Genomic DNA, 21,418 nt, shown 5'->3' with positions numbered 1-21,418 from the left:
GGCAGTTGACACCGTATTGGGGACCCCCAGGCCCTCAATACGGTGTCAACTGCCTGTTCGGCACTCCCGGCGTGGAAGTGTCGCTACGTCGGGATGACGCGGCGCGTCAGTCGGCGTCCTTCTCGAAGGCGGCGGGGCGCACCTGCACCGCGCGCACCCGGTCGACGTCGAGCTTCTCGGAGCGGTCGAAGCGGTAGACGCCGTTCTGCTCCTGGAACACGTCCGTGAGCTGCGTGTAGCAGTAGCCGAACATCAGCGGGTCGTCGAGCAGGGCGTCGGTGAGGCCGGCGAACCGGGCGTGGAACTCCTCCTCGTCGGCCACGCGCTGGCCGTAGCCCCACGACTCGCTGCGGTCGTCGCCGGCGGCCTTCGCGGCCTCCTCCGGGTTCCACCAGATGCCGCCGTACTCGCTGCAGAAGTAGGGCTGACCCTTGTAGGGCAGCGAGATCGGGCCCTCGGGGTAGTCGTTCGCGTACGGCTTGCCGTCCTTCAGCCCGGCCATGTCGCGGGCGAACGCCTCCGGCTCCTGCTCGTAGTGGTGGGAGTCCCACACGTCCGTCTCGAGCACCCGGTGCGAGTAGCCGCTCGCGTCGAGCACGGGGCGCGACGGGTCCGCGAGCTTCGTCGCCAGGAACATGGCGCGCGTGACGTCGTCGAGCTGCGTGATCCGGTCGTGCAGCAGCTGGTGGGTCTCGTTCAGCGGGCACCAGCCGATGATCGACGGGTGGGAGAAGTCCCGCTCGAGGGCCTCCAGCCACTCGGCGACGTACGACGTCGTCGGCTTCTGGTGGTCGTCCTTGCGGCCGAAGTCGCCGGAGCCCCAGTCGCCGAACTCGCCCCACACGAGGTAGCCGAGGCGGTCCGCGTGGTACAGGTAGCGCTCCTCGAACACCTTCTGGTGCAGGCGGGCGCCGTTGAATCCCGCCTCGAGGCCCAGCTCGACGTCGCGTAGCAGGGCGGCGTCGCTCGGCGCCGTCATGAGCGACTCGGGCCAGTAGCCCTGGTCGAGCACGAGGCGCTGGAAGACGGGCTCCCCGTTGATGCGGATCGCCTTGCCCTCGATCGCCACGGACCGCAGGCCCGCGTACGAGCGCACGGCGTCGACGACGTCGCCCGAGCCGTCGTGCAGCTCCACCTCGACGCCGTACAGGTGCGGGTCCTGCGTGGACCACGGGCGCACGCGGTCGGCGGGGATGACGACGCGCACCGACGGCGCGAGGTCCAGGTCGGCGCGCGTCGACTCGGTGGCGACGACGCCGTCCGCGTCGGTCACCGTCACGACCACGTGGTGGCCGCGGCGGTTCTGCGTGAGCGGCACGCGCACGTCGAGGGCGCGGGCGGCGAGGTCGGGCGTGATGCGGGGGCGGCGCAGGGCGGCGCCGGGCACCGGCTCCATCCACACGGTCTGCCAGATGCCGGTGGTGCGCGTGTAGTGGCAGTCCTTGTTGGCGTACAGGCCGGACTGCTTGCCCCGCGCCTGCGGGATGCCGCGGTGGTCGCGGGCCCGCACGACGACGGTCACCGTGTCCCCGGGCGCCGCGACGCCGAACAGGTCGGCGGTGAAGGGCGTGAACCCGCCGCGGTGGCGGGCCACCTCGGTGCCGTCCACCCACACGGTCGCGTCGTGGTCGACGGCGCCGAAGTGCAGCAGCACGTGGGTGTCGGCCCCGGCGACGTCCGCCCAGTCGGCGGGGACGGTCACCTCGCGGCGGTACCAGACCGCCTCGAGGAAGTCGGTGTTCTCCACCCCGGACAGCTCGGACTCGGGGGCGAACGGCACGGTGATGGTGCCGTCGAGCGCCCGCTCGCGCAGGCCGCGCTCGAGCCCGGAGTCGCCGGGGTCGATCTCGAACCCCCACGATCCGTTGAGGTTGAGCCAGCGGTCGCGCACGACCTGCGGGCGCGGGTACTCGGGGCGGGGGATCTCGCCGCCGGTGGGGGCGGAGGGAGGGTCGAGTCGATCGAGGACGGACATCGTTGAGCTCCGTTGCGCGTGGATGACAGTGCGCCGCCGATTCAACAGCGGAACCCGAAAAGATGCAACGTTGAATCAGCGATTGGTACGGCTCAGTCGTCGGCGGGCACCACCCGGCTGCTCTCGCGCACCAGGAGCCGGTGGGGCACGACGACGTCCACGTCGCCCTTCCCGGCGCCGTCCGCACGACGCTCGACCTGCGCGATCACCCGGTCCACGGCCGCCGCCGCGATGGACTCGAGGTCCGGCGCCACGGTGGTCAGCGCGGGGTTGGAGTACCGCCCGTCCTCGATGTTGTCCCACCCGGTGACCGCGACGTCCTCGGGCACCCGCACGCCGTTGAGGCGCAGCGCGTGCAGGGCGCCGAGGGCGAGCTCGTCGTTGGCGCAGACGAGGCCGCCGACCTCGCCGATGCGAGGGAGCACCGCCTCCACCGCCGCCACGCCCGCCGGCCGGGAGAACTGCACCACGGGGAGGATCCAGCGCGGGTCCACCTCCAGGCCCCTGGCCTCGTGCGCCTCCCGGAAGCCCTGGAGCCGCGGCGTGCCCGAGCGGTCCGCCTCCGACTCCGCGCCGACGAACGCCAGCCGGCGGCCCGTGGCCAGCAGGTGCTCGGTCACCTCGCGTGCCGCGAGGACGTTGTCGATGCTCACGTGGTCGGTGCGCCACCGCCGGTCGTGGCCGGGGTCGTCCCGCTCGCCGAGCAGCACCATGGGCGTCTCGCCGCGCACCTCGGCGATCTCGGCGGGGCCGAGCGCGAGGGGCGAGAAGATGATGCCGTCGATGGAGTGCACCTGGAACCCGCGCGCCACCTGCAGCTCCGCGTCCCGCTCGGTGCGCGTCTCCTCGATGAGGACCCGGTAGCCCCGCTGCCCCGCGACGTCGATGACGATGTGCGCCAGCAGCGAGAAGTACGGCGAGTGCACCCACGGCACCGCGAGCGCGAGCGTGTTGGTGCGCCCCCGGCGCAGCTGCCGCCCGGCGAGGTTGGGGCGGTAGCCGAGGGTCGCGATGACCTCCTCGACGCGCGCCCGCGTGTCGTCGCCGACCCGCCCGGTGCCGTTGACCACGTTCGACACCGTCTTCCACGAGACGCCCGCCTCCGCGGCGACGTCCTTGATCCCCACCCGGCCCGACGCGCGGCCCCGGGCAACGGTGCCCGCGCGCTCGTTGCCGTCCTCGAGTCCCGACATCCACGCCTCCCTCCGGCGGCCCGTGATGAACCTCGCTGGCTCTCTTGACGGGTCGCCCGCCCTAGTCCATCGTGGTCCCACGTTGGAGCGCAACGTTGCACCAAGGAGGGTCGATGAAGACCATGCAGCGCAGTTCAGCGTCGCCGGGAGGAGCGTGGCAGAGCCACGCGTCCGCGCGACGCACCCGGCCCGGCACGGGCGGCCCCGCGGACGACGTCCCGCGATGGAGCCGCCGCGGCCTGCTCCAGGCCGCGCTCGTCGGGGCCGGCGGTATCGCGCTCGGCGGTGCCCTGTCCGGGTGCGCGACGCCGTCGGCGTCGGGCTCGGGCCGCACGTCGGTGATGGTCTGGGACCTGTTCTCGGGCGGCGACGGGGCCCTCATGCAGAAGATGGTCGGCGCGGTCGCGGGCGACAACCCCGACATCTCCGTGGACTCCACCACCCTCGCCTGGGGCGCGCCGTACTACACGAAGCTCGCGATGGCGTCGTCGGGCGGCCGTCCGCCCGAGGCCGCGGTGATGCACATGTCGCGCCTCGCGGGGTATGCGCCCGGCGGCCTGCTGGAGCCGTTCGACCTGGACGCGCTCGCCGACCTCGGCATCACGCAGGACGACTTCGCGCCCGCGGTGTGGGAGAAGGCGCAGTTCGACGGCCAGCTGTACGCGCTGCCGCTCGACACGCACCCGTACATCGCCTTCAACAACCCGGAGATCTCCGGGAAGGCCGGCCTCCTGGACGCCGACGGCAAGCTGGCCATCGCGCCCGGTGCCGACGCCTTCCTCGACGCCGGCCGCGCGATGGCCGAGGTCACGGGCGAGACGGGCGTCTCGTGGGGCTACCTGCGCGACTCCGCCGGCTGCTGGCGGATGTTCTGGGGCCTCTACAACCAGAACGGCGGCGGCTACGACCTCACGCCGGGCAAGCCCGCCGAGATCGACGAGCAGGCCGCGGTGGAGGTCTTCGAGTTCCTCCAGGCGATGATCGACGGCAAGGTCGCTGCCAAGAACCAGGACGGCGGCGCCGCCTCCGGACGGTTCATGTCGAAGCGCACCGGGCTGATGTTCTCCGGCGAGTGGGACCTCCCGATGTTCCAGGGCGCGATCCCCGACGTCGGCGGCACGCCGTTCCCGACGATCTTCGACACACCGGCCAACTACGCCGACTCGCACTCGTTCGTCCTGCCGAAGCAGGCCCACGCCGACCCGGCCAAGCGGGAGGCCACGTACCGCGTCCTCGCGGGCCTTCTCAAGGAGGGCCTCACCTGGGCGTCCGCCGGCCACATCCCGGCCTACCAGCCCGTCGTCAAGACGTCCGAGTACCAGGCCCTGGTGCCGCAGCGCGACTACGCGCCCGCCGCCGAGATCGCCGTCTTCGACCCGAACGCCTGGTTCACGGGCGGCGGCAGCGACTTCCAGGCGCGCATGGGCGACTCCATGACCGACACCCTGTCCGGCAAGGCGTCCCCCCAGGCCGCCGTCGACCGCATGCTCAGCGAGATGAACCGCTTCCTCTCGCAGCCGAGCCCCGCCTGATCCGAGAGAGGACGACGATGACCGCCTCGAGCACGTCACTCAGCGCCCCCGTCGCGCGCCCCTCCCGGCGCACCACGGGCACCCGTCCCCGCACCGGCACCCGCGCCGTGAGCCACTCGCTCCGCGCGCAGGACCGCTCCGGGTACCTGTTCGTCGCCCCGTTCGCGGTGGCGACCGGGCTCTTCCTGCTGTGGCCGACGATCTACGGCCTGTGGATGAGCTTCACCGACCAGAGCCTCACCTCGACGGAGAGCTCGTTCATCGGCTTCGACAACTACGCCGAGGCCTTCAGCGACCCGCAGGTGTGGCAGACGCTGCTGCACACGGTGTGGTTCACGGTGCTCAGCACCGTGCCGCTCATCATCGTGGCGCTCCTCATGGCCCTGCTGGTGCACACCGGCCTGCCCGGCCAGTGGGTGTGGCGGATGTCGTTCTTCGCGCCGTTCCTGCTGACCAGCGCCGTCGTGTCGTCGCTGGCGAGCTGGCTGTTCCAGCCCGAGATCGGCCTGCTCGACGTCTGGGTCTCCAAGCTGGGCCTCGGCCCGGTCGGGTGGCTCACCGACGAGAACGTCGCGATGTTCTCCATCGCGCTCGTCACCGTCTGGTGGACGGTCGGGTTCAACTTCCTGCTGTACCTGGCCGCGCTGCAGGGCATCCCGCAGCAGCAGTACGAGGCGGCGACGATCGACGGCGCCGGCGGCTGGCGGCGGCTGTTCTCCATCACGCTGCCGCAGATGAAGACCATCACCGGCGTCATCGTGGTGCTGCAGCTGCTCGCGTCCCTCAAGGTGTTCGACCAGATCTACCTGCTCACCGGCGGCGGCCCCAACGGCAGCACCCGCCCGATCCTCGAGTACGTCTACGACACGGGCTTCACGAACTACCGCCTCGGGTACGCGTCGGCCATCTCGTACGTGTTCTTCGCCCTGATCCTCGTGTTCACGCTGGTCCGGCTCCTGCCGACGAAGAAGGAGGCCTGACGTGGCCATCGCCGAGTCCACCCAGGGTTCCGTCTCCACGCTGGTCGCCGCGCGCCGGTCGAACCGGCAGCAGGCACGGGCCGAGAACCGCACCCTCACCAAGCTGACGATCGGGCCGTCCCCGTGGGTGCGGGTCGCCGCGCTGGCCGCCCTCGTCGTCATGGCCGTCCTGTGGCTGCTGCCGCTCGCGTGGGGCGCCGTCACCAGCTTCAAGCACGAGGCCGAGGCCGCGCTGCCCGCGTCGTGGTGGCCCACCCAGGGCTGGACGCTCGACGCCTACCGCCAGGTGCTCGGCAACAGCGAGCTGCTGGGCTGGATGTGGAACAGCTTCGTGGTCGCCATCCTGGTGACAGCGCTGACCGTGCTCATCTCCGCGATGGCGGCGTTCGCTTTCTCGCAGACGGTGTTCAAGGGCCGCGGCCTGCTGCAGTTCCTCACCGTCGCGTCGATCATGATGCCCGGCCAGATCCTCATCGTGCCGCTGTTCAAGCAGATGCAGGCCATGGGGCTGGTCGACACGTTCGCCGGCATCGTGCTGCCGCAGGTCGTGGCGCCCGTGATGGTGTTCATCCTCAAGCGGTTCTTCGACGCGATCCCCGCCGAGCTCCTCGACGCCGCCCGGATCGACGGCGCCGGCACGTGGCGGCTCTTCTGGACGATCGTGCTGCCGCTGTCGAAGTCGATCCTCGTGGCCGTCGCGATCTTCGTGTTCATCGGCGCGTGGAACAACTTCCTGTGGCCCTTCATCGTCACCACCGACCCGCAGTTCATGACCCTGCCCGTCGGCCTGTCGACCGTGAAGAACGCCTACGGCGTGCAGTACGCGCAGAACATGGCGTCGGCGATGATCGCCGCGCTGCCGCTGCTCGTCGTGTTCATGCTGTTCCAGCGGCGCATCGTGCAGGGCGTCGCCACGACGGGCATGGGCGGCCAGTAGCAGGGACGATCGGGGCATGCCGGACGCCCCCGCCACGCAGCACGCCACCCCTCGACCCACGCAGCGGCCCCACGTGGCCGCGGTGCTCGAGGACCGGTGGTGCGCGGTGGCGGGGGCGTTCCTGCGTCGTCGGGGCTGGGTGCCGCGGCTGCTCCCGTACACCGGGTACGGCTCGCCCCGCTCGGTGCGCGTCCTCGCCCGCGTGCTCCTGGTGCCGCCGTCGCGGGCGTCGGGCCCGCTGTCCGGCGTGCGGCACCCCGACCGGCGTCCCCTGCGCAGCTACCTCACGATGCCGGCGCCCGGCGAGCGGGTGCGCGTCGTCGTGGGCGGGGCGGACGTCGTCGTCGAGACGGACCGCGCCGGCTACGTCGACGTCGAGGTGCCGCTCCCCGAGGCCGCGCCCCTGGGCGCGGGCCGGCACGACGCCACCCTGACCGCCCTCCGCACCGGGGCCGGCGCCGCGGCCCCCGTCGTCGTGGTCGACGACGGCGCGACGTTCGGCGTCGTGAGCGACATCGACGACACGGCGATGGTCACGGTCGTGCCGCGCCCGTTCGTCGCGGCGTGGAACACGTTCGTCACCCGGGCGAGCGCGCGCCGCCCCGTGCCGGGGATGGCGGAGCTGTACGGGCGGATCGCGGCCGACCGCCCCGACGCGCCGTTCGTCTACCTCTCCAACGGCGCGTGGAACACCGCGGGCACGCTGTCCCGCTTCCTCGGCCGGCACGGCTTCCCGCCGGGCCCGCTGCTGCTCACGGACTGGGGCCCCACGCAGACCGGCTGGTTCCGCAGCGGCCCGCAGCACAAGGGCGACAGCCTGGACCGCCTCATGACCACCTTCCCCGACGTGCGGTGGCTGCTGGTGGGCGACGCCGGCCAGCTCGACGAGGACGTGTACGTGCGCGCGTCCGCGCGTTGGCCCGGGCGGGTGGTGGCGATCGCCGTCCGGCAGGTCGCCCGAGCCCGCGTGCGGCCCTCACGGGGACGGCCGGAGCCGGACGCCCCGCTCGTGCACGGCGCCGACGGGGCGGAGCTCGCCGCCCGGCTGGCGGGACTCTGGGACGCCCGCACATGATCTCGGACACGCGGCCTCCCGCGCCGGAGCGCCGCCTCGTGCCGCCCACGACCGGCCTCGCACGCCAGTGGCACGCCGGCCACGACGACTGGGGGCCCGGCCTCCACGAGGACGGGTTCGGCATCGGCCCCGACGACGACGTCGCGTCCGTGACGGGATTCGCGGACTGGGTGGGGCGGGCGCGCTCCGCGCAGGCGGCGACGCTCTGGTGGATCGTCGTCGTGGGCGAGGACGGCGCTGCCGACGTCGTCGGCGGCATCGCCCTGCGCCACCCCGACCACCCGGACGCCGACCGCCACGGGCACGTCGGCTACGGCATCAGGCCCGGGGCCCGCGGGCAGGGGCACGCGGCGTGGGCGCTCGCGCGCGTGCTGGAGGGGGCCGCCACGCAGCACGGGATGGACCACGCCGACCTCGTGTGCGAGGAGGGCAACGCCGCGTCGGCCGGTCTGATCGAGAAGGTCGGCGGCCGTGTCGTGGACCACCCGCACCCAGGGGTGGTGCGCTATCGGGTGCCGCTGGAGCCGCCCGCGCACTAGCCACGAGCGCCGGGATACTGGGCCCGTGATCTCGACCCTCCTCGTCGCGCACCCGTGGCTGTCCCCGGCGGCGCTGGCCGTCCTCGTGGCCGGGGGTCTGGCGCTCGGCCCGTGGCTCGTCGCGCGCCGTCGCGCGGCCTGGGCCCTGTGCGCTGCGTCCCTCGTGCCGGTGCTCCTGCTGACCATGGTGCCCGTGGACCGCGAGCTGTTCGCGCGGTGCACGGTGGGCTGGTCGCTGCCGACGCCGGGCCGCGTCGAGCTGCTCGCCAACGTCGTCCTCTTCGTGGCGCCCGTCTTCCTCGCCGGCGTCGCGCTCCGTCGGCCGCTGCTCGCGTTCGCCGGAGGGACGGTCGTGTCGGCGCTCGTCGAGCTGGTCCAGGCGCTCGTGCCGGCGCTCGGACGGTCGTGCGACACCGACGACTGGCTGTCCAACACGATCGGGGCCGCCCTCGGCGCGGGCCTGGCCTGGGTCGCCGTCGTGCGGTGGCGGCGGTCTCAGGGTCGCTGGACCGGGACGAACCCCGACTCGTAGGCGCGCACCACCGCCTGGGTGCGGTCGCGCACGCCGAGCTTGGCCAGCACGTTCCCCACGTGCGTGCGCACGGTCTCGACGCCGAGGTACAGCTCCCCCGCGATCTCCGCGTTCGACAGGCCGGCGGCCATCAGCCGCAGCACCTCGCCCTCGCGCTCGGTGAGCCGCGCGTCGCGCAGCGCGTCGCCGTCCGTGGCGCTCCCCCGTGCCGCGACGAGCCGCCGCACCGCGTCGGGGAACAGCAGCGAGTCCCCGCGCGCCACGAGCCGCACCGCGTCCGCGACCTCCTCCGGGCGTGCCCGCTTCAGCAGGAAGCCCTGCGCCCCGGCGTGCAGGGCGTCGAGCACGTGGTCGTCGTTCTCGAACGTCGTGAGCACGAGGACGCGCGGCGCCGGCGCGCCCGGACGGCCCGCCCCGACGACGGCCCGCGTCGCCGCGATCCCGTCCACGCGCGGCATCCGCACGTCCATGAGCACGACGTCCGGCCGCGCCTGCGCCACCACCTGTGGCACCTCGGACCCGTCGCCCGCCTCCCCGACCACCGTCAGGTCCGGCTCCGCGTCGAGGATGACGCGCAGCCCCGCGCGCACCAGCGGCTCGTCGTCGACGAGGACGACGCGGACGGCGCGGACGGCGTCGGCGCGGGCGTGGGTGTCGGCAGGCACGGTCACGCCGTCGATCCTGCCGCATCGGGCGTCTCACGGGCCGGTCGGGCGCGCCTCCGACGCCGCGGCGTCTGGCAGAAACGTCCCGTGACCTCCCTCGTACGCCTCGACGACTGGACGGCCGACGACGTCGCGGCGGTGTTCGACCTCACGGACGCCTACCGGGCCGGGCGGGGTCCACGCACGGACGGGTGCGCCGTCCTCTTCTTCCCGCCCACGAGCCTGCGCACGCGGGTGACGTTCGAGCGCGGTGCGGCGCAGATGGGCCTCCAGCCCGTGCTGTTCCCGCCGGAGACGCTGGACAAGCCCGAAGAGCTCGCGGACGTCGCCGGGTACCTCGCCAGCTGGGCGGACGTCCTGGTGGTCCGTCACCCCGACCTCGCCGTCCTGGACGGCCTCGCGGCCGGGCCCGTGCCGGTGGTGAACGCGATGACGTCCACCAACCACCCGTGCGAGGTGCTCTCCGACGTCTACGCCCTGGCGCAGGACGGCGACGTGCGGGACCTCCGCCTCGTCTTCGTCGGCGCGGACGGCAACATCGCCCGGGCCTGGGGCGAGATCGCCCGCGTGCTCGGGCTCGACCTCGTGCAGTGCTGCCCCGCCGCGCTGCGCGCCCCGGGTCTCGCCTGGACGGACGACCTCGAGGCCGCCGTCACGGGGGCCGACGTCGTGCTGACCGACGGCGTGGGGAAGCACGCCGACGCGCTCGCGCCCTACCAGGTCACGGCGGACCTGCTCCGCCTCGCGAGGCCCGGCGTGCGCCTGGCCCCGTGCCCGCCGTTCACCCGCGGTCGCGAGGTGAGCGCGGACGCCGTCGCCCCCGGCGGGCCATTCGTCGGGTACGGCTTCAAGGCGTCGCTGCTGCCCGTGCAGCAGGCCGTGCTGGCGCACTGCCTCGGCCTCGGCGCATAGCGCCGGGTCACGCGACGGGGAACCGCGCCCGCACCACCCAGCGGCCGTCCTGCGGCCCCGCGTCGAGGTCGCCGCGCAGCAGCCGGACGCGTTCGGCCATGCCGCGCAGGCCGCGGCCGCCGCGCCGTGACCGCCCGTCCGGGCTGGAGGGCAGCGGGTTCGCGACCTCGACGTCGAGCCGCCGCGCCGCGCCGTCGAGCATCACGGTCACCGTGACGGGGTGTCCTGGCGCGTGCCGGACGGCGTTGGTGAGCGCCTCCTGCGCGACGCGGTACGCCTCGTGCGAGGTCGCGCGGGGCAGCGCGGCCGCCGCGCCGTCGTCGACGTCGAGCCGCACGTCCGCGCCCGCGTGCCGGGCGTCGGCGACCAAGGCGGGCAGGTCGGCGAGAGACCGGGCCGGCGCGCGGCGCGGCTCCCGGGCATCGTCGGCGCGGTCGTCGGTGCGGTCGTCGGCGCGGTCGGGGGCGCGCAGCAGGCCGAGGACGTGGTCGAGGTCGGCCATCGCGGCGCGGCCGGACTCCTCGATCGCGGCGAGGGAGCGCCGCGCCGCGTCCGGGTCGGATCCGACGAGCCGCGACGCGGCCGCCGCCTGGAGGGTCGTGACGGTGAGGGCGTGGCCGACGGAGTCGTGCAGCTCGCGCGCGAGCCGGCCGCGCTCGGCCAGCCGGTCGGCCTGCGCCTCGAGCTCGGCGATGCGCGCCGTCTGGTCGGGGCCGAGCAGCGGCTCCGCCGACTGCCGCAGCAGCCGGCGCGCGAGCGCCGTGCCGTACGGGAGGGCGAGCAGCGCCAGCACCGCGAGCGCCGCCCACCCGGCGGCGTGGGCGGTGAACGCCGGCGCCATCCGCACCAGGAACGACTCGTCGATGCCGAACGCGGACAGCACCAGCTGCGTCGCGAGCGGCACCGCGACCAGCAGGCCCAGGGTGATCACGGCGCCCAGGGCGAGGTGCAGCGCGAACCACGCGGCCCCGCGCCACCGCGTCGCGACCGTCGTCGGACCGGACGGGTCGGGCAGCTCGCGGGCGTCGACGTCGAGGAACGTCCGCACGGCCGCGATCTCCAGCGCGCGCACGGGCGCGAGGAACGGCGGCGCGCCGACGATGACGGCGGTCACCGCGGCGAGCACGGCGACGGCGGCGCGGGGCGTGGCGGGGTCGGCGAACATCTGCACGAACCCGGCGGCGAGCAGCGCGTACGCGCCCGCGACGACTCCCCCGACGACGAGGTACACGCCCGCCCGCACCGTGGACGCGCTGGTCAGCGGAGACAGCGCCCACCGCAGGGTGCGCCGCCCGCCGCCTGTCGTCCGCCCCGTCACGCCGACCAGTCTTCCTGGCCGGCCCGCGGCGCGCCTCACCCGGCCGGGGGACCCGTCGACGTAGTACCCGGTGACGCTTCCGAGCGGGGAACCGTCACCGGGCACTACGTCACCACCGTCAGAGGGGCTTGCGGGCGCTCACGATCATGTGGGTGCCGAGGAAGCGGCGCCGCCAGGTGACGTCGTCGAACCCGAGCCGCCAGAGGATGGAGGCGACCTGCTCGGGGGACATGAACCCGAGGGTGGTCTCCTCGAGGTACGTGTACGACGACTTGTCGCGCGCCACGAGCTGGCCGAGCAGCGGGATCACGACCTTCACGCCGAGCGCCACCGGGTACTTCAGCAGTCCGCGCGGCGGGCAGGTCTCGAGCAGCGCGAGCCGGCCACCGGGCTTGAGCACCCGCAGCTGCTCGGCGAGGACGCGCTCGGCGTCCTCGACGTTGCGCAGCAGGTAGCCGTGGGTGACGGCGTCGAAGGAGCCGTCGTCGTAGGGCAGGGCGTTGGCGTCGGCGAACTCCCAGGTCACGGCGTCGGCGCCGGGCTTGGCGCGGGCGCCCTCCAGCATCCCCTCGGAGAAGTCGACGCCGTGGATCGTGGCGCCGGGGTACTGGCGCGCGGCCTCGAGGGCGATGACGCCGGTGCCGGTGGCGATGTCGAGCAGCGACCCCCCGACGGGCAGCTGCGCGCGCCGGGCGACGTCGCGGCACCAGGCGGCGTGCCGGCCGACCGTCATGAGGCGGTTCATCCGGTCGTAGTAGCCGGGGACCGTGTCGAAGAGGCGCTGCACCTCCTCGCCGTGCGGCGAGGGGACGGTCACGCGGCGATCTCCTGACCGCTCATCTTGTGGATGGAGTCCATGACGTGGTCGGTCAGCTCCCGACGCACCTGCGCCGGCCGGGACCCGGCGGTGATCTGGCGCGACGGGTCGATGGGGGCGCCGAAGTTCACCTGGATGCCGCGAACCGGGCGGGGCAGCCGCTTGCCGATGGGCTGCACCTTGTCGGTGCCGCGCAGCGCGACCGGCACGACGGGCGCGGAGCCCGCGAGCGCCAGCCATGCGACGCCGGTGTGCCCCTGGTGCAGCTTGCCGTCGCGGGAGCGGGTGCCCTCGGGGTAGATGCCGAAGGCGCCGCCGCGCTTGAGCACGACGAGGGCGTCGTCGAGCGACCGCTGGCCGGCGCGTGGGTCCTCGCGGTCGACGGGGATGTGGCCCATCGTGGTGAAGAACCAGCGCGAGACGCGGCCCTTGAGGCCGTGGCCCGTCCAGTACTCCGCCTTCGCGATGAAGGTGACGTGCCGGGGCACGACGAGCGGGATGATGATCGAGTCGATGAACGACAGGTGGTTGCTGGCCAGGATCACCGGTCCGCGCCGCGGGATGTTGTGGAGTCCCGTCACCCGGGGTCGCAGGAGCACGAACACCAGGAGCGACAGGACGAGGCGCAGGAACCGATAGGTCACCGCACCATTGTGCCCCCTGCTCCGCCCGGGTCGGCCGAGGGCGTCCTCGCGGGCGTGCGATCAGGGCGTACGCGTCTCCTCGGCGGCGAGCAGGGACTCGGCGGCGCGTCGCGCCTCGCGGGCGACGTCGGCGTCGTGCGTGATGGCGGCGGTGGTCTGCGCGCCCTCGGCGAGCAGCACGACCTGCAGGGCGACCGCGTCGGGCAGGCCGGCCTCGCGCACCAGGCCCAGGACGTGCTCGCGGAACGCCTCCTTGTGCCCCCGCACGGCTTCGGCGATGCGGGGCGAGGTGGCGCCGAGCTCGCCGAACGAGTTGATGAACGCGCACCCGCGGAACCCGTCCTCCCGGAACCAGGCGTCGAGGAAGTCGAAGACGCTGAGGATCCGGTCGCGTGGCGTCGCCGCACCGGCGGCTGCGCGCTCCACGCCCTCCGTCCACTGCCTGGCCCGCAGCGCGAGGACGGCGACGACGAGGTCCTCCTTGGACTGGAAGAGCCCGTAGATCCGCTTGAGCGACACCCCGGCCTCGGCGCGCACGGCGTCCATGCCGACGGACTGCACGCCGCGCGCGTAGAACAGCCGGTCGGCGGCCGCGACCACCGCGTCGCGCGCCGCCTTCTCGTCGAGCATCGTCCACCCTCTCGTCGCCGTCCCTCCCCTTGCGGGGAGAACCATCGTTCTCTACTGTAGCGAACAGCGGGAGAACGATCGTTCTCCCCCTCCTTCGGAAGGGGCACCACCATGGGCTACATCACCGTCGGGCAGGAGAACAGCACGGACATCGAGCTCTACTACGAGGACCAGGGCTCCGGGCAGCCGGTCGTCCTCGTGCACGGATACCCGCTCGACGGCCACAGCTGGGAGCTCCAGACCCGCGAGCTGCTCGCCGCCGGGTACCGCGTGATCACCTACGACCGCCGCGGGTTCGGCGCGTCCAGCAAGGTCGGCTCGGGGTACGACTACGACACGTTCGCGAAGGACCTCGACACCGTCCTCACGACGCTCGACCTGCGCGACGTGATCCTCGTCGGCTTCTCCATGGGCACCGGCGAGCTCGCGCGGTACGTGCGCAACCACGGCCACGAGCGCGTCGCCAAGCTCGCGTTCCTCGCTTCGCTGGAGCCGTTCCTCGTGCAGCGCGACGACAACCCCGAGGGCGTGCCCCAGGCGGTCTTCGACGGGATCGTCGACGCCGCCCGGAGCGACCGGTACGCCTGGTTCACGCAGTTCTACAAGGACTTCTACAACCTCGACGAGAACCTCGGCACGCGGATCTCCGAGGAGGTCGTGCGCGCCAACTGGGCCACCGCCGTGGGCTCGGCGCCCGTCGCCGCGTACGCCGTCGTCCCCACGTGGATCGAGGACTTCCGGCCCGACGTCGAAGCGGTCCGCGCCGCGGGCAAGCCGACGCTGATCCTGCACGGCACGAAGGACAACATCCTGCCGATCGACGCCTCCGGCCGCCGCTTCCACGCGGCCGTGCCCGACGCGGAGTACGTCGAGGTCGAGGGCGCGCCCCACGGCCTGCTGTGGACGCACGCGGACGAGGTCAACGCGGCGCTGCTCGCGTTCGTCGGGCGCTGACCCGAGGGACCGGTCAGCTCGCCGTGAGCAGGTAGTCGTCGGCGTCGTCGTCCCATGCGAGGGCGACGGCGCCGGCGGCCGCGGCGCCCTTCGCGAACTGCAGGAACCCGCGGTAGCCGAGCGCCTTCTCCGAGAAGTCGGGGCGGCGCTTGCGCACCTCGTTCTTCAGCCCGGACAGCGGCGCGCTGCCGCCGGCGTCGCGCACCACCTGGCGCAGCAGGTCGAACGCGCCCTCGGTGTCCTGCTGCTCGGGCAGCTCCACCTCCGGGTCGCCGGTCGACGGGCCGGGCGACAGCACCACGAAGCCGCGGTCGGCGAGGAAGCGCAAGAACTCGCCGAAGGTGCGGAAGCCGTAGTCGGACTCGCTGAACGTGGGGTCCTTGCGCACCAGCGTGCGCTTGAGCATCGACGCCGTGACGGAGCCGCTCGTGGACGCCTGCAGGTCGGCGAGCGTCTGCGCCACCTTGACCTCCATCGTCGCGTCCTCGCCCGCGGGCGCGGCGTCGTCGTGCTCGAGGTCGGCCTCGGGCTCGACGTCGACGGCGGCCTCGGGCGCGGGCTCGACGGCGGGCTCCGCGGCGGGCGCCTTCTTGCGGCGGCGCGTGCTCGACGTCGTGCCGGACGCTGCAGGTGCGGCCTCCTCGGCGGGGGCCTCGGTGGTGGCCGGTGCCTCCGGTGCGGCCTCGGCCGGTGCCTCGGCGGCGGGGGCCTTGGCGCGGCCGCCTCGCCCGCCCCGGCTGCTGCCCTTGCCCGTCCCGCGGCCGGAGCGCTTGGGGGCCGGGGCCTCGGACTCGTCGGGCACGTCGACGCCCTCGAGCCGGTCGTAGAAGAGGAACTCGTCGCAGGCCGGGGGCAGCAGCCGCGACGTGGAGTTCTCGACGCCGACGCCGATGACGCGCTTGTCGAGCTCGCGCAGCTTGTGCACCAGCGGGGAGAAGTCGGAGTCGCCGGTGCACATGACGAACGTGGTGATGTAGTCGCGCTCGAAGGCCATCTCGATGGCGTCCACCACCATCTTGATGTCGGCGGCGTTCTTGCGGGACGCGCCCATGCGCTGCGTCATCTCGATGAGCTCGACCTGGTGGCGGGTGAGCATCCGCCGGTCCTCGTCGAAGTACGACCAGTCGGCGTACGCGCGGCGCACGACCACGCGCCCCCGCACGGCGAGCGCGTCGGCGATCGGCTTGAAGTCGAACTGCATCCCGCCCAGGTGGTCCCGGGCGCCGAGCGCCAGGTTCTCGTAGTCGAGGAAGACGGCGAGGCGCTCTTCGGTGTCCATGCACGTCAGGCTACGGCGTCGCGTGCTCCACCGCGGGCCCAGGCCCAGGTACCACGGCCACTGTTGCACCGTCCAGGGTCCGGCCGTTTCGTCACCCTTTCTTCACCCTCTATGGTGTGTCGGGTCCCGACGACGCGACGCCTTGGAGGCTCACCTTGTCAGCAGATCCCGGAGCCACCACGGCGACGGACGAGATCGTTCCCGACCCCTCGCTCCCCCCGACGGCGGTTCCCGCCGAGGACCTGAAGCCCCGCTGGACACCCGCGAAGATCGCGCTCTGGGCGGCGATCGCGCTGCTCGGCGGCGTCGCCTGGGTGATGATCGCGCTGGTGCGCGGCGAGACCGTCAACGCCATCTGGTTCGTCTTCGCCTCGGTGTGCACGTACCTCATCGGGTACCGCTTCTACTCGAAGGTCATCGAGCGGTACATCACGCGCCCCGACGACCGCCGCGCCACCCCGGCCGAGACGCGCGAGGACGGCAAGGACTTCGTCCCCACCGACCGCCGGGTGCTGTTCGGCCACCACTTCGCCGCCATTGCCGGCGCGGGCCCCCTGGTGGGCCCGGTGCTCGCCGCGCAGATGGGGTACCTGCCGGGCACCATCTGGATCATCGTGGGCGTGGTGCTCGCGGGCGCCGTGCAGGACTACACGGTGCTGTTCTTCTCCATGCGCCGCGGCGGCCGCACCATCGGCCAGATGGCGCGCGAGGAGCTGGGCCGCATCGGCGGCGTGGCCGCGATCGTCGCGTCCCTGCTGATCATGGTCATCATCGTGGCGATCCTCGCGCTCGTGGTCGTCAACGCCCTCGGCGAGAGCCCGTGGGGCGTGTTCAGCGTCTCCATGACCATCCCGATCGCGCTGTTCATGGGCGTGTACCTGCGCTACCTGCGCCCGGGCAAGATCACCGAGGTGTCGCTGATCGGCTTCGTGCTGCTGCTCGCCGCGATCATCGGCGGCGGCATGGTCGCGGACACGGCGTGGGGCGCCGAGGCGTTCACGCTCGACCGCACGACGATCGCCGTCGGCATCATCGTCTACGGCTTCGTGGCCGCCGTCCTGCCGGTGTGGCTGCTGCTCGCCCCGCGCGACTACCTGTCCACCTTCATGAAGGTGGGCGTCATCGTGGTGCTCGCGGGCGCCGTCGTCATCGTGCGCCCCGAGATCTCCGTGCCCGCGATCAGCGAGTTCGCCGGCTCCGAGACCGGCCCCGTCGTCGCCGGCAACCTGTGGCCCTTCCTCTTCGTGACGATCGCGTGCGGCGCCCTGTCCGGGTTCCACGCACTCATCTCGTCGGGCACGACGCCGAAGCTGGTGGAGAAGGAGCGCCAGACCCGCTTCATCGGCTACGGCGGCATGCTCATGGAGTCGTTCGTCGCGATCATGGCGCTGGTCGCCGCGATCTCGATCGACCGCGGCGTGTACTTCGCGATGAACTCGTCGGCCGCTGCGACGGGCGGCACCATCGAGGGCGCGGTCGCGTTCGTGAACTCGCTCGGCCTCGCCGGCGTGAACCTCACGCCCGACATGCTCAGCACCCTGGCCAGCCAGGTGGGCGAGCCGTCGATCGTGTCCCGCACCGGCGGCGCTCCGACGCTCGCGCTCGGCCTGGCGCACATCATGCACCAGCTGGTCGGCGGCACCGCGATGATGGGCTTCTGGTACCACTTCGCGATCATGTTCGAGGCGCTGTTCATCCTCACCGCCGTCGACGCCGGCACCCGCGTGGCGCGCTTCATGCTGCAGGACACCATCGGCAACGTCGCCCCGAGGTTCAAGGACGTGAGCTGGCGACCAGGGGTGTGGATCTGCACCGCGATCATGGTCGCAGGCTGGGGCACCATCCTCTATCTGGGCGTCACCGACCCGCTCGGCGGCATCAACACGTTCTTCCCGCTGTTCGGCATCGCGAACCAGCTGCTCGCCGCGATCGCCCTCGCCGTCGTGCTCGCCATCGTCGCCAAGCGCGGCCGCGCCTACTGGGCGTGGCTGTGGATCGTGGCCGTGCCGCTCGCGTTCACGGCGCTCATCACCATCTGGGCGTCGTTCGAGAAGATCTTCTCCGACGTGCCCGCGGTCGGGTACTGGGCCCAGCACCGGGCGTTCCAGGACGCGCTCGACGCCGGCGAGACGTCGTTCGGCACGGCGCCCAACGTCGCCGCGATGGAGGCCGTGGTCCGCAACACCTTCGTGCAGGGCACGCTCTCGATCATCTTCGTGGTGCTGTCGATCATCGTGATCGTGGCGTCCGTGGTCGTGACCATCCACGCCTTCCGCACCGGGGGCGGCGCGAACCACGAGGACCCGCCCGTCGCGTCGCGGCGGTTCGCCCCGGCGAGCCTGTTCGCGTCGGCCGCGGAGAAGCGGATCGAGAAGCAGTGGGTCGACGCGGGCCTGCGGGAGAACGCACGTGCCGGGCACCACTGACGCCCGCACCGTCGGGCCGACGGCGCTCGACGCCGCCCGGGCACTCGCCCGGGCGGCGTCGGCGGGGTGGGCGAGCCTGCGGTGGTATGTGCGCCAGGTGATGGGCGACGACGCGTACGCGACGTACGTCGCCCACGAGCGGTCCGCCCACCCCGACCGCGAGCCGATGGGCGAGCGCGAGTTCTGGCGCGAGCACTACGCCGAGCAGGACCGCAACCCCGGGTCGCGGTGCTGCTGAGGAGTGGTTGAACGCCATCGGCGGCTGCGGCATCCTGCGGCGATGACCGTGCCCACACCCGGCGACCCGGCCGGCGCTCCCGTGTGGGAGAACTACGTCGTCGCCCAGCTCACCCAGGCCTCCCTCGGCCTGGTCCCACGCGACGCGCTGGCCCTCGGGGTGGAGGTCGACGGCGTCGAGGAGGACGACGTCGCGGTGACGGTCGTCTGTCAGGCGCGGCACGAGACGCCGGACCTCGTCGAGGACGTCGACGAGATCGCGCAGGAGCTGGCGGTGCTGCTCGGGCACCGCGTGCACGTCGGGAGCCGGATCGACGTGCGCGCGGCCCCGCGGATCACACCGTCCGACCGGCCCGTGTGGGTGTTCGTCGCGCGGGAGGACCGGTGACCTGGCCCTCCGCGGGCACGCCGCCCGCCCTCCCCTGGACGTTTCGTCGTCCGCCGACCGCCTGCTGCTGACGTTGTCCACAGGCCCGGTCGGCGGCCGGTGCGGGCGTGGCAGGGTGGTCGTCGGCGCGGATGCCGCGGGTGATGTGGCGACCGTCGTCGTCCGACGCACGCGACAGGAGGGACTGCTCTGACCATGACGGCACCGGACCGGGCCTCCGTCGAGGCCGTGCTCCGCGACCTCGCGTCCGGCGTGCTCGCACCGCGGCGCGCCGCCGACTGGGCGTCCGGTGTCCTGCGCGAGCTCCGCGACGACGAGGACGTCGACGACGCGGTGCTCGACGCCCTCGACCGGCTGTCCGGCGCCGACCTGCCGAGCGGCCCGGGCGTCCTGCTCCACTCGCCCGACGACTTCCGCGCCTGGCACACCGCCTTCCGCGAGATGCGAGCCCAGCCCACGATCGAGGAATGAGGCCGATGACCGACGTCGTGCTGGACGGGACCCGGATCCGCACCGAGGCGGACCTGCACCGCGAGCTCGCGGACCAGCTCGACCTCGGGCCGTTCTACGGACGCAACCTCGCCGCCCTGCGCGACCGGCTCGAGCACGACGTCGAGCGCCCGGTGCGCCTGGTGTGGCGCAGCTCCCGGGAGAGCCGCGCGCAGCTCGGGGACGCGCTGTTCGACCGCGTCGTCGACCTCCTCGCCCGCATCGCCGACGACGTCGCGAGCCGCGGATGGGAGGAGCGGTTCGAGCTCGTCCTCGAGTGACCACCGATCGTCCTCGGACGGACCCCGACGAGAGCACGGAGCGCAGATGCCCGACGGCTTCCTCACCCTGTACACCAGCACGCCCGCGGGCGCCTGGCTCCCCGGCCTGCTGGCGGCCGCGGGCGCGGAACTCGCCGCGCCCGGTCCGCACGAGCACGGCGCGGGCCTGAGCGTGGCGGTGCTCGACGACGAGGGCGACCAGCACCTGATCGGTGGCGACGAGCTGGCTCGTCTCCTCGACGTCGGCGCCGAGGTCACGCTCCAGGCCTGGTTCTCACGCTCCGAGGACATGATCGTCAGCGTCCGGAGCCACGACGTCGGGAGCCACGATGCCGGGACGCACGACGCGGCCGCGCACCTCGCGGTCACCATCTACCTCGACGGGCTGCGGGCGGGCGACGTCGAACGGGTCGCGCGGGCGGCGCAGGCGCTGGTCGCGCGGTCAGCCGCGGGTGGGGCGGGCGTTATGGGCCTGGTGCTCGATCCACGCGGCACGATGGCGGACCTCCCCTGGGAACGCGCGACCTGGATCCCCACGCGGCGCTGGCCGGCCTCACCGTGCTGGGGACGGAGGGCACCGTCGACGAGACCCGAGGAGCCTGGCACTCAGCGTCGGAGGGCTCCGCGGTGCCGACGGTCCGGGTCCCCGACGGCGACGGCTCGCTGGCCGACGCGTGGGTGCGCGTCGCGGGCGAGGAGGGGCTGGTCTCGCCGACGGGCGAGCTGCTGCTCAGCGTCGGCGGCGTGGGTTCATGGGATCTCCCCTGGGTGCGGGTCCGCGCCGACAGCCCCCTGCCACTGAGGATCCTCGGCCCGGTCGAGGGCCAGCCCGAGTTCGTCGCGTCGGACGTCGGACGACGGGTGGAGGTCGCGGTCACGTCCGAGGAGGACGAGACGCGGATCCTGGTGTCGCACCCCGGTGACCTGGCCTGATGGGAAGTTCTCCCCGTGGTGCATCAGACGTGACCCTGGTTACTCTCTTGCGGGCGAAAGGGGTGAGGGCCGGTGGCGGATCTCCGGGTGGACCTTGATGCGGTGACGGAGCTGGGGTCGAGCCTGACCACGGTGGCGGACGAGTTCGAGAACGCGACGACGCGGTCGGACCGGATCGCGGACGCGGTCGGGCACGACGGCCTGGCGGGCACGGTGCGCGACTTCGCGAGCTCGTGGGACGACACGCGCCAGAAGATGACCGACAACCTGCGCCTGCTCGCGGACGCGTCGGTGCAGGTGGCGCAGGCGTTCACCGACATCGACTCCGACCTCGCGGACGGGATCAGCGGCGAGGGCCAGCCCGCGCCCACCTCCAGCACGAGCGGGCAGGGCCCGGTGTGAGGCCGGCGGACTGGTCGCCGGTCGGCCTGGATGCGGACCCCACGCCCGGGGACCCGGTGCTGGTGCTGTCCGGGGGGCAGGACTACCTCGAGGTCGCGGGGTCGATCGACGACGCCGCCGGGGCGATGTCCCGGTTGGACGTGGCGGGCACGATCTCTCAGGCCGTGGACGCGTTGATGGAGACGAAGGAAGACACCATCAGCGAGATCCGCCGCGCCCACTCCCGGTATCAGGCCACGGGCGAGGCGCTGGTGGACTACGCCCGCACCCTGGACCGGGT

General features: G+C 73.1%; 24 protein-coding genes. 16 read left to right on the top strand and 8 right to left on the bottom strand.

The genetic code is table 11. The annotated features are described in order from the left end of the window. Nucleotides 1–106: 106 nt before the first annotated feature. Together ACFWDO_RS17175 and ACFWDO_RS17170 are read right to left on the bottom strand one after the other, a co-directional pair. Nucleotides 107–1,975 carry a glycoside hydrolase family 2 protein gene (locus ACFWDO_RS17175; RefSeq protein ID WP_380321072.1) on the bottom strand — a complete coding sequence of 623 codons (1,869 nt, stop codon included), beginning with the start codon at nt 1,973–1,975 and terminating at the stop codon, nt 107–109. A gap of 92 nt (nt 1,976–2,067) precedes the next feature. Beyond that, entirely contained in the window at nt 2,068–3,168 is a 1,101-nt protein-coding gene (locus ACFWDO_RS17170; RefSeq protein WP_380321076.1) for a LacI family DNA-binding transcriptional regulator, read from the bottom strand. 113 nt (nt 3,169–3,281) lie between these two features. On the opposite strand from ACFWDO_RS17170, the gene ACFWDO_RS17165 reads away from it, so the two are divergent. Genes ACFWDO_RS17165 through ACFWDO_RS17140 form a run of 6 tightly spaced genes read left to right on the top strand, consistent with a single transcriptional unit; the run spans nt 3,282 to nt 8,763 of the window. Next, a complete protein-coding gene (locus ACFWDO_RS17165) occupies nt 3,282–4,700 on the top strand; it encodes an extracellular solute-binding protein (protein ID WP_380321079.1) in 1,419 nt (472 codons plus the stop codon). Nucleotides 4,701–4,717: 17 nt separating this feature from the next. Further along, nucleotides 4,718–5,680, top strand: coding sequence for a carbohydrate ABC transporter permease (locus ACFWDO_RS17160; protein WP_380321082.1), 963 nt, complete (start codon nt 4,718–4,720; stop codon nt 5,678–5,680). A 7-nt stretch (nt 5,681–5,687) separates the two neighbouring features. After that, a complete protein-coding gene (locus ACFWDO_RS17155) occupies nt 5,688–6,617 on the top strand; it encodes a carbohydrate ABC transporter permease (protein WP_380321143.1) in 930 nt (309 codons plus the stop codon). 16 nt (nt 6,618–6,633) lie between these two features. After that, nucleotides 6,634–7,692, top strand: a complete 1,059-nt coding sequence (locus tag ACFWDO_RS17150; protein ID WP_380321085.1) for an App1 family protein — start codon at nt 6,634–6,636, stop codon at nt 7,690–7,692. After that, a complete protein-coding gene (locus ACFWDO_RS17145) occupies nt 7,689–8,231 on the top strand; it encodes a GNAT family N-acetyltransferase (protein ID WP_380321088.1) in 543 nt (180 codons plus the stop codon). Before ACFWDO_RS17150 ends, ACFWDO_RS17145 begins: the two co-directional genes overlap by 4 nt. Before the next feature lie 25 nt (nt 8,232–8,256). Continuing rightward, nucleotides 8,257–8,763 carry a VanZ family protein gene (locus ACFWDO_RS17140; RefSeq protein WP_380321091.1) on the top strand — a complete coding sequence of 169 codons (507 nt, stop codon included), beginning with the start codon at nt 8,257–8,259 and terminating at the stop codon, nt 8,761–8,763. On the opposite strand, the gene ACFWDO_RS17135 is transcribed toward ACFWDO_RS17140, so the two are convergent. Then, nucleotides 8,727–9,434, bottom strand: a complete 708-nt coding sequence (locus ACFWDO_RS17135) for a response regulator (protein WP_380321094.1) — start codon at nt 9,432–9,434, stop codon at nt 8,727–8,729. The genes ACFWDO_RS17140 and ACFWDO_RS17135 overlap by 37 nt on opposite strands. Before the next feature lie 81 nt (nt 9,435–9,515). Here ACFWDO_RS17135 and ACFWDO_RS17130 point away from each other — a divergent pair, with 81 nt between their 5' ends. Continuing rightward, on the top strand, nt 9,516–10,340 hold the full coding sequence (locus ACFWDO_RS17130; RefSeq protein ID WP_380321098.1) for an ornithine carbamoyltransferase: 825 nt from the start codon (nt 9,516–9,518) through the stop codon (nt 10,338–10,340). Nucleotides 10,341–10,347: 7 nt separating this feature from the next. Here the strand turns inward: ACFWDO_RS17130 and ACFWDO_RS17125 are convergent, their stop codons facing one another. The 4 genes from ACFWDO_RS17125 to ACFWDO_RS17110 all read right to left on the bottom strand — a co-directional run bounded on the left by ACFWDO_RS17125 (nt 10,348) and on the right by ACFWDO_RS17110 (nt 13,749). Continuing rightward, nucleotides 10,348–11,658 carry a sensor histidine kinase gene (locus tag ACFWDO_RS17125; RefSeq protein ID WP_380321101.1) on the bottom strand — a complete coding sequence of 437 codons (1,311 nt, stop codon included), beginning with the start codon at nt 11,656–11,658 and terminating at the stop codon, nt 10,348–10,350. A gap of 118 nt (nt 11,659–11,776) precedes the next feature. Beyond that, complete coding sequence (locus ACFWDO_RS17120; RefSeq protein WP_380321104.1) at nt 11,777–12,475, bottom strand: ubiquinone/menaquinone biosynthesis methyltransferase; 699 nt, start codon at nt 12,473–12,475, stop codon at nt 11,777–11,779. Then, nucleotides 12,472–13,119 carry a lysophospholipid acyltransferase family protein gene (locus ACFWDO_RS17115; protein ID WP_380321107.1) on the bottom strand — a complete coding sequence of 216 codons (648 nt, stop codon included), beginning with the start codon at nt 13,117–13,119 and terminating at the stop codon, nt 12,472–12,474. Before ACFWDO_RS17115 ends, ACFWDO_RS17120 begins: the two co-directional genes overlap by 4 nt. Before the next feature lie 60 nt (nt 13,120–13,179). Further along, complete coding sequence (locus tag ACFWDO_RS17110; RefSeq protein ID WP_380321110.1) at nt 13,180–13,749, bottom strand: TetR/AcrR family transcriptional regulator; 570 nt, start codon at nt 13,747–13,749, stop codon at nt 13,180–13,182. 111 nt (nt 13,750–13,860) lie between these two features. On the opposite strand from ACFWDO_RS17110, the gene ACFWDO_RS17105 reads away from it, so the two are divergent. Beyond that, on the top strand, nt 13,861–14,703 hold the full coding sequence (locus tag ACFWDO_RS17105; protein ID WP_380321113.1) for an alpha/beta fold hydrolase: 843 nt from the start codon (nt 13,861–13,863) through the stop codon (nt 14,701–14,703). A 13-nt stretch (nt 14,704–14,716) separates the two neighbouring features. Here the strand turns inward: ACFWDO_RS17105 and ACFWDO_RS17100 are convergent, their stop codons facing one another. Then, nucleotides 14,717–15,982 (bottom strand): NYN domain-containing protein, encoded by a 1,266-nt coding sequence (locus tag ACFWDO_RS17100; protein WP_380321116.1) that lies wholly within the window; start codon nt 15,980–15,982, stop codon nt 14,717–14,719. A 155-nt stretch (nt 15,983–16,137) separates the two neighbouring features. On the opposite strand from ACFWDO_RS17100, the gene ACFWDO_RS17095 reads away from it, so the two are divergent. From ACFWDO_RS17095 to ACFWDO_RS17060, 8 genes are all read left to right on the top strand, one after another. Beyond that, nucleotides 16,138–18,408, top strand: coding sequence for a carbon starvation CstA family protein (locus tag ACFWDO_RS17095; RefSeq protein ID WP_380321119.1), 2,271 nt, complete (start codon nt 16,138–16,140; stop codon nt 18,406–18,408). Then, on the top strand, nt 18,392–18,646 hold the full coding sequence (locus ACFWDO_RS17090; RefSeq protein WP_380321122.1) for a YbdD/YjiX family protein: 255 nt from the start codon (nt 18,392–18,394) through the stop codon (nt 18,644–18,646). Before ACFWDO_RS17095 ends, ACFWDO_RS17090 begins: the two co-directional genes overlap by 17 nt. A 42-nt stretch (nt 18,647–18,688) precedes the next feature. After that, nucleotides 18,689–19,033, top strand: a complete 345-nt coding sequence (locus ACFWDO_RS17085; RefSeq protein ID WP_380321125.1) for a hypothetical protein — start codon at nt 18,689–18,691, stop codon at nt 19,031–19,033. 195 nt (nt 19,034–19,228) lie between these two features. Beyond that, the gene (locus ACFWDO_RS17080; RefSeq protein WP_380321128.1) at nt 19,229–19,504 is read left to right on the top strand and encodes a hypothetical protein; all 276 of its coding nucleotides are present in this window, start codon (nt 19,229–19,231) and stop codon (nt 19,502–19,504) included. Continuing rightward, nucleotides 19,501–19,803: a barstar family protein gene (locus ACFWDO_RS17075; protein ID WP_380321131.1), complete on the top strand. Its 303-nt coding sequence runs from the start codon at nt 19,501–19,503 to the stop codon at nt 19,801–19,803. The genes ACFWDO_RS17080 and ACFWDO_RS17075 overlap by 4 nt, the downstream gene beginning before the upstream one ends. A gap of 627 nt (nt 19,804–20,430) precedes the next feature. Then, a complete protein-coding gene (locus ACFWDO_RS17070; protein WP_380321134.1) occupies nt 20,431–20,736 on the top strand; it encodes a hypothetical protein in 306 nt (101 codons plus the stop codon). A 102-nt stretch (nt 20,737–20,838) separates the two neighbouring features. After that, on the top strand, nt 20,839–21,138 hold the full coding sequence (locus ACFWDO_RS17065; protein WP_380321137.1) for a hypothetical protein: 300 nt from the start codon (nt 20,839–20,841) through the stop codon (nt 21,136–21,138). Then, nucleotides 21,135–21,418 (top strand): hypothetical protein (locus ACFWDO_RS17060; RefSeq protein WP_380321140.1); only part of this gene is annotated, 284 nt, incomplete at its 3' end. The genes ACFWDO_RS17065 and ACFWDO_RS17060, both read left to right, overlap by 4 nt.

The sequence above is a fragment of the Isoptericola sp. NPDC060185 genome (assembly GCF_042728595.1).
GTDB lineage: Bacteria > Actinomycetota > Actinomycetes > Actinomycetales > Cellulomonadaceae > Isoptericola.
This window is presented reverse-complemented; position numbering and strand designations above follow the sequence as displayed.

Excerpts from the sequence above, each read along its gene's own strand:
- ACFWDO_RS17170 (WP_380321076.1), bottom strand. The coding sequence starts at position 3,168 with ATGTCGGGACTCGAGGACGGCAACGAGCGCGCGGGCACCGTTGCCCGG.
- ACFWDO_RS17105 (WP_380321113.1), top strand. The coding sequence starts at position 13,861 with ATGGGCTACATCACCGTCGGGCAGGAGAACAGCACGGACATCGAGCTC.
- ACFWDO_RS17165 (WP_380321079.1), top strand. The coding sequence starts at position 3,282 with ATGAAGACCATGCAGCGCAGTTCAGCGTCGCCGGGAGGAGCGTGGCAG.
- ACFWDO_RS17175 (WP_380321072.1), bottom strand. The coding sequence starts at position 1,975 with ATGTCCGTCCTCGATCGACTCGACCCTCCCTCCGCCCCCACCGGCGGC.
- ACFWDO_RS17110 (WP_380321110.1), bottom strand. The coding sequence starts at position 13,749 with ATGCTCGACGAGAAGGCGGCGCGCGACGCGGTGGTCGCGGCCGCCGAC.
- ACFWDO_RS17150 (WP_380321085.1), top strand. The coding sequence starts at position 6,634 with ATGCCGGACGCCCCCGCCACGCAGCACGCCACCCCTCGACCCACGCAG.
- ACFWDO_RS17145 (WP_380321088.1), top strand. The coding sequence starts at position 7,689 with ATGATCTCGGACACGCGGCCTCCCGCGCCGGAGCGCCGCCTCGTGCCG.
- ACFWDO_RS17100 (WP_380321116.1), bottom strand. The coding sequence starts at position 15,982 with ATGGACACCGAAGAGCGCCTCGCCGTCTTCCTCGACTACGAGAACCTG.
- ACFWDO_RS17160 (WP_380321082.1), top strand. The coding sequence starts at position 4,718 with ATGACCGCCTCGAGCACGTCACTCAGCGCCCCCGTCGCGCGCCCCTCC.
- ACFWDO_RS17075 (WP_380321131.1), top strand. The coding sequence starts at position 19,501 with ATGAGGCCGATGACCGACGTCGTGCTGGACGGGACCCGGATCCGCACC.
- ACFWDO_RS17080 (WP_380321128.1), top strand. The coding sequence starts at position 19,229 with ATGACGGCACCGGACCGGGCCTCCGTCGAGGCCGTGCTCCGCGACCTC.
- ACFWDO_RS17085 (WP_380321125.1), top strand. The coding sequence starts at position 18,689 with ATGACCGTGCCCACACCCGGCGACCCGGCCGGCGCTCCCGTGTGGGAG.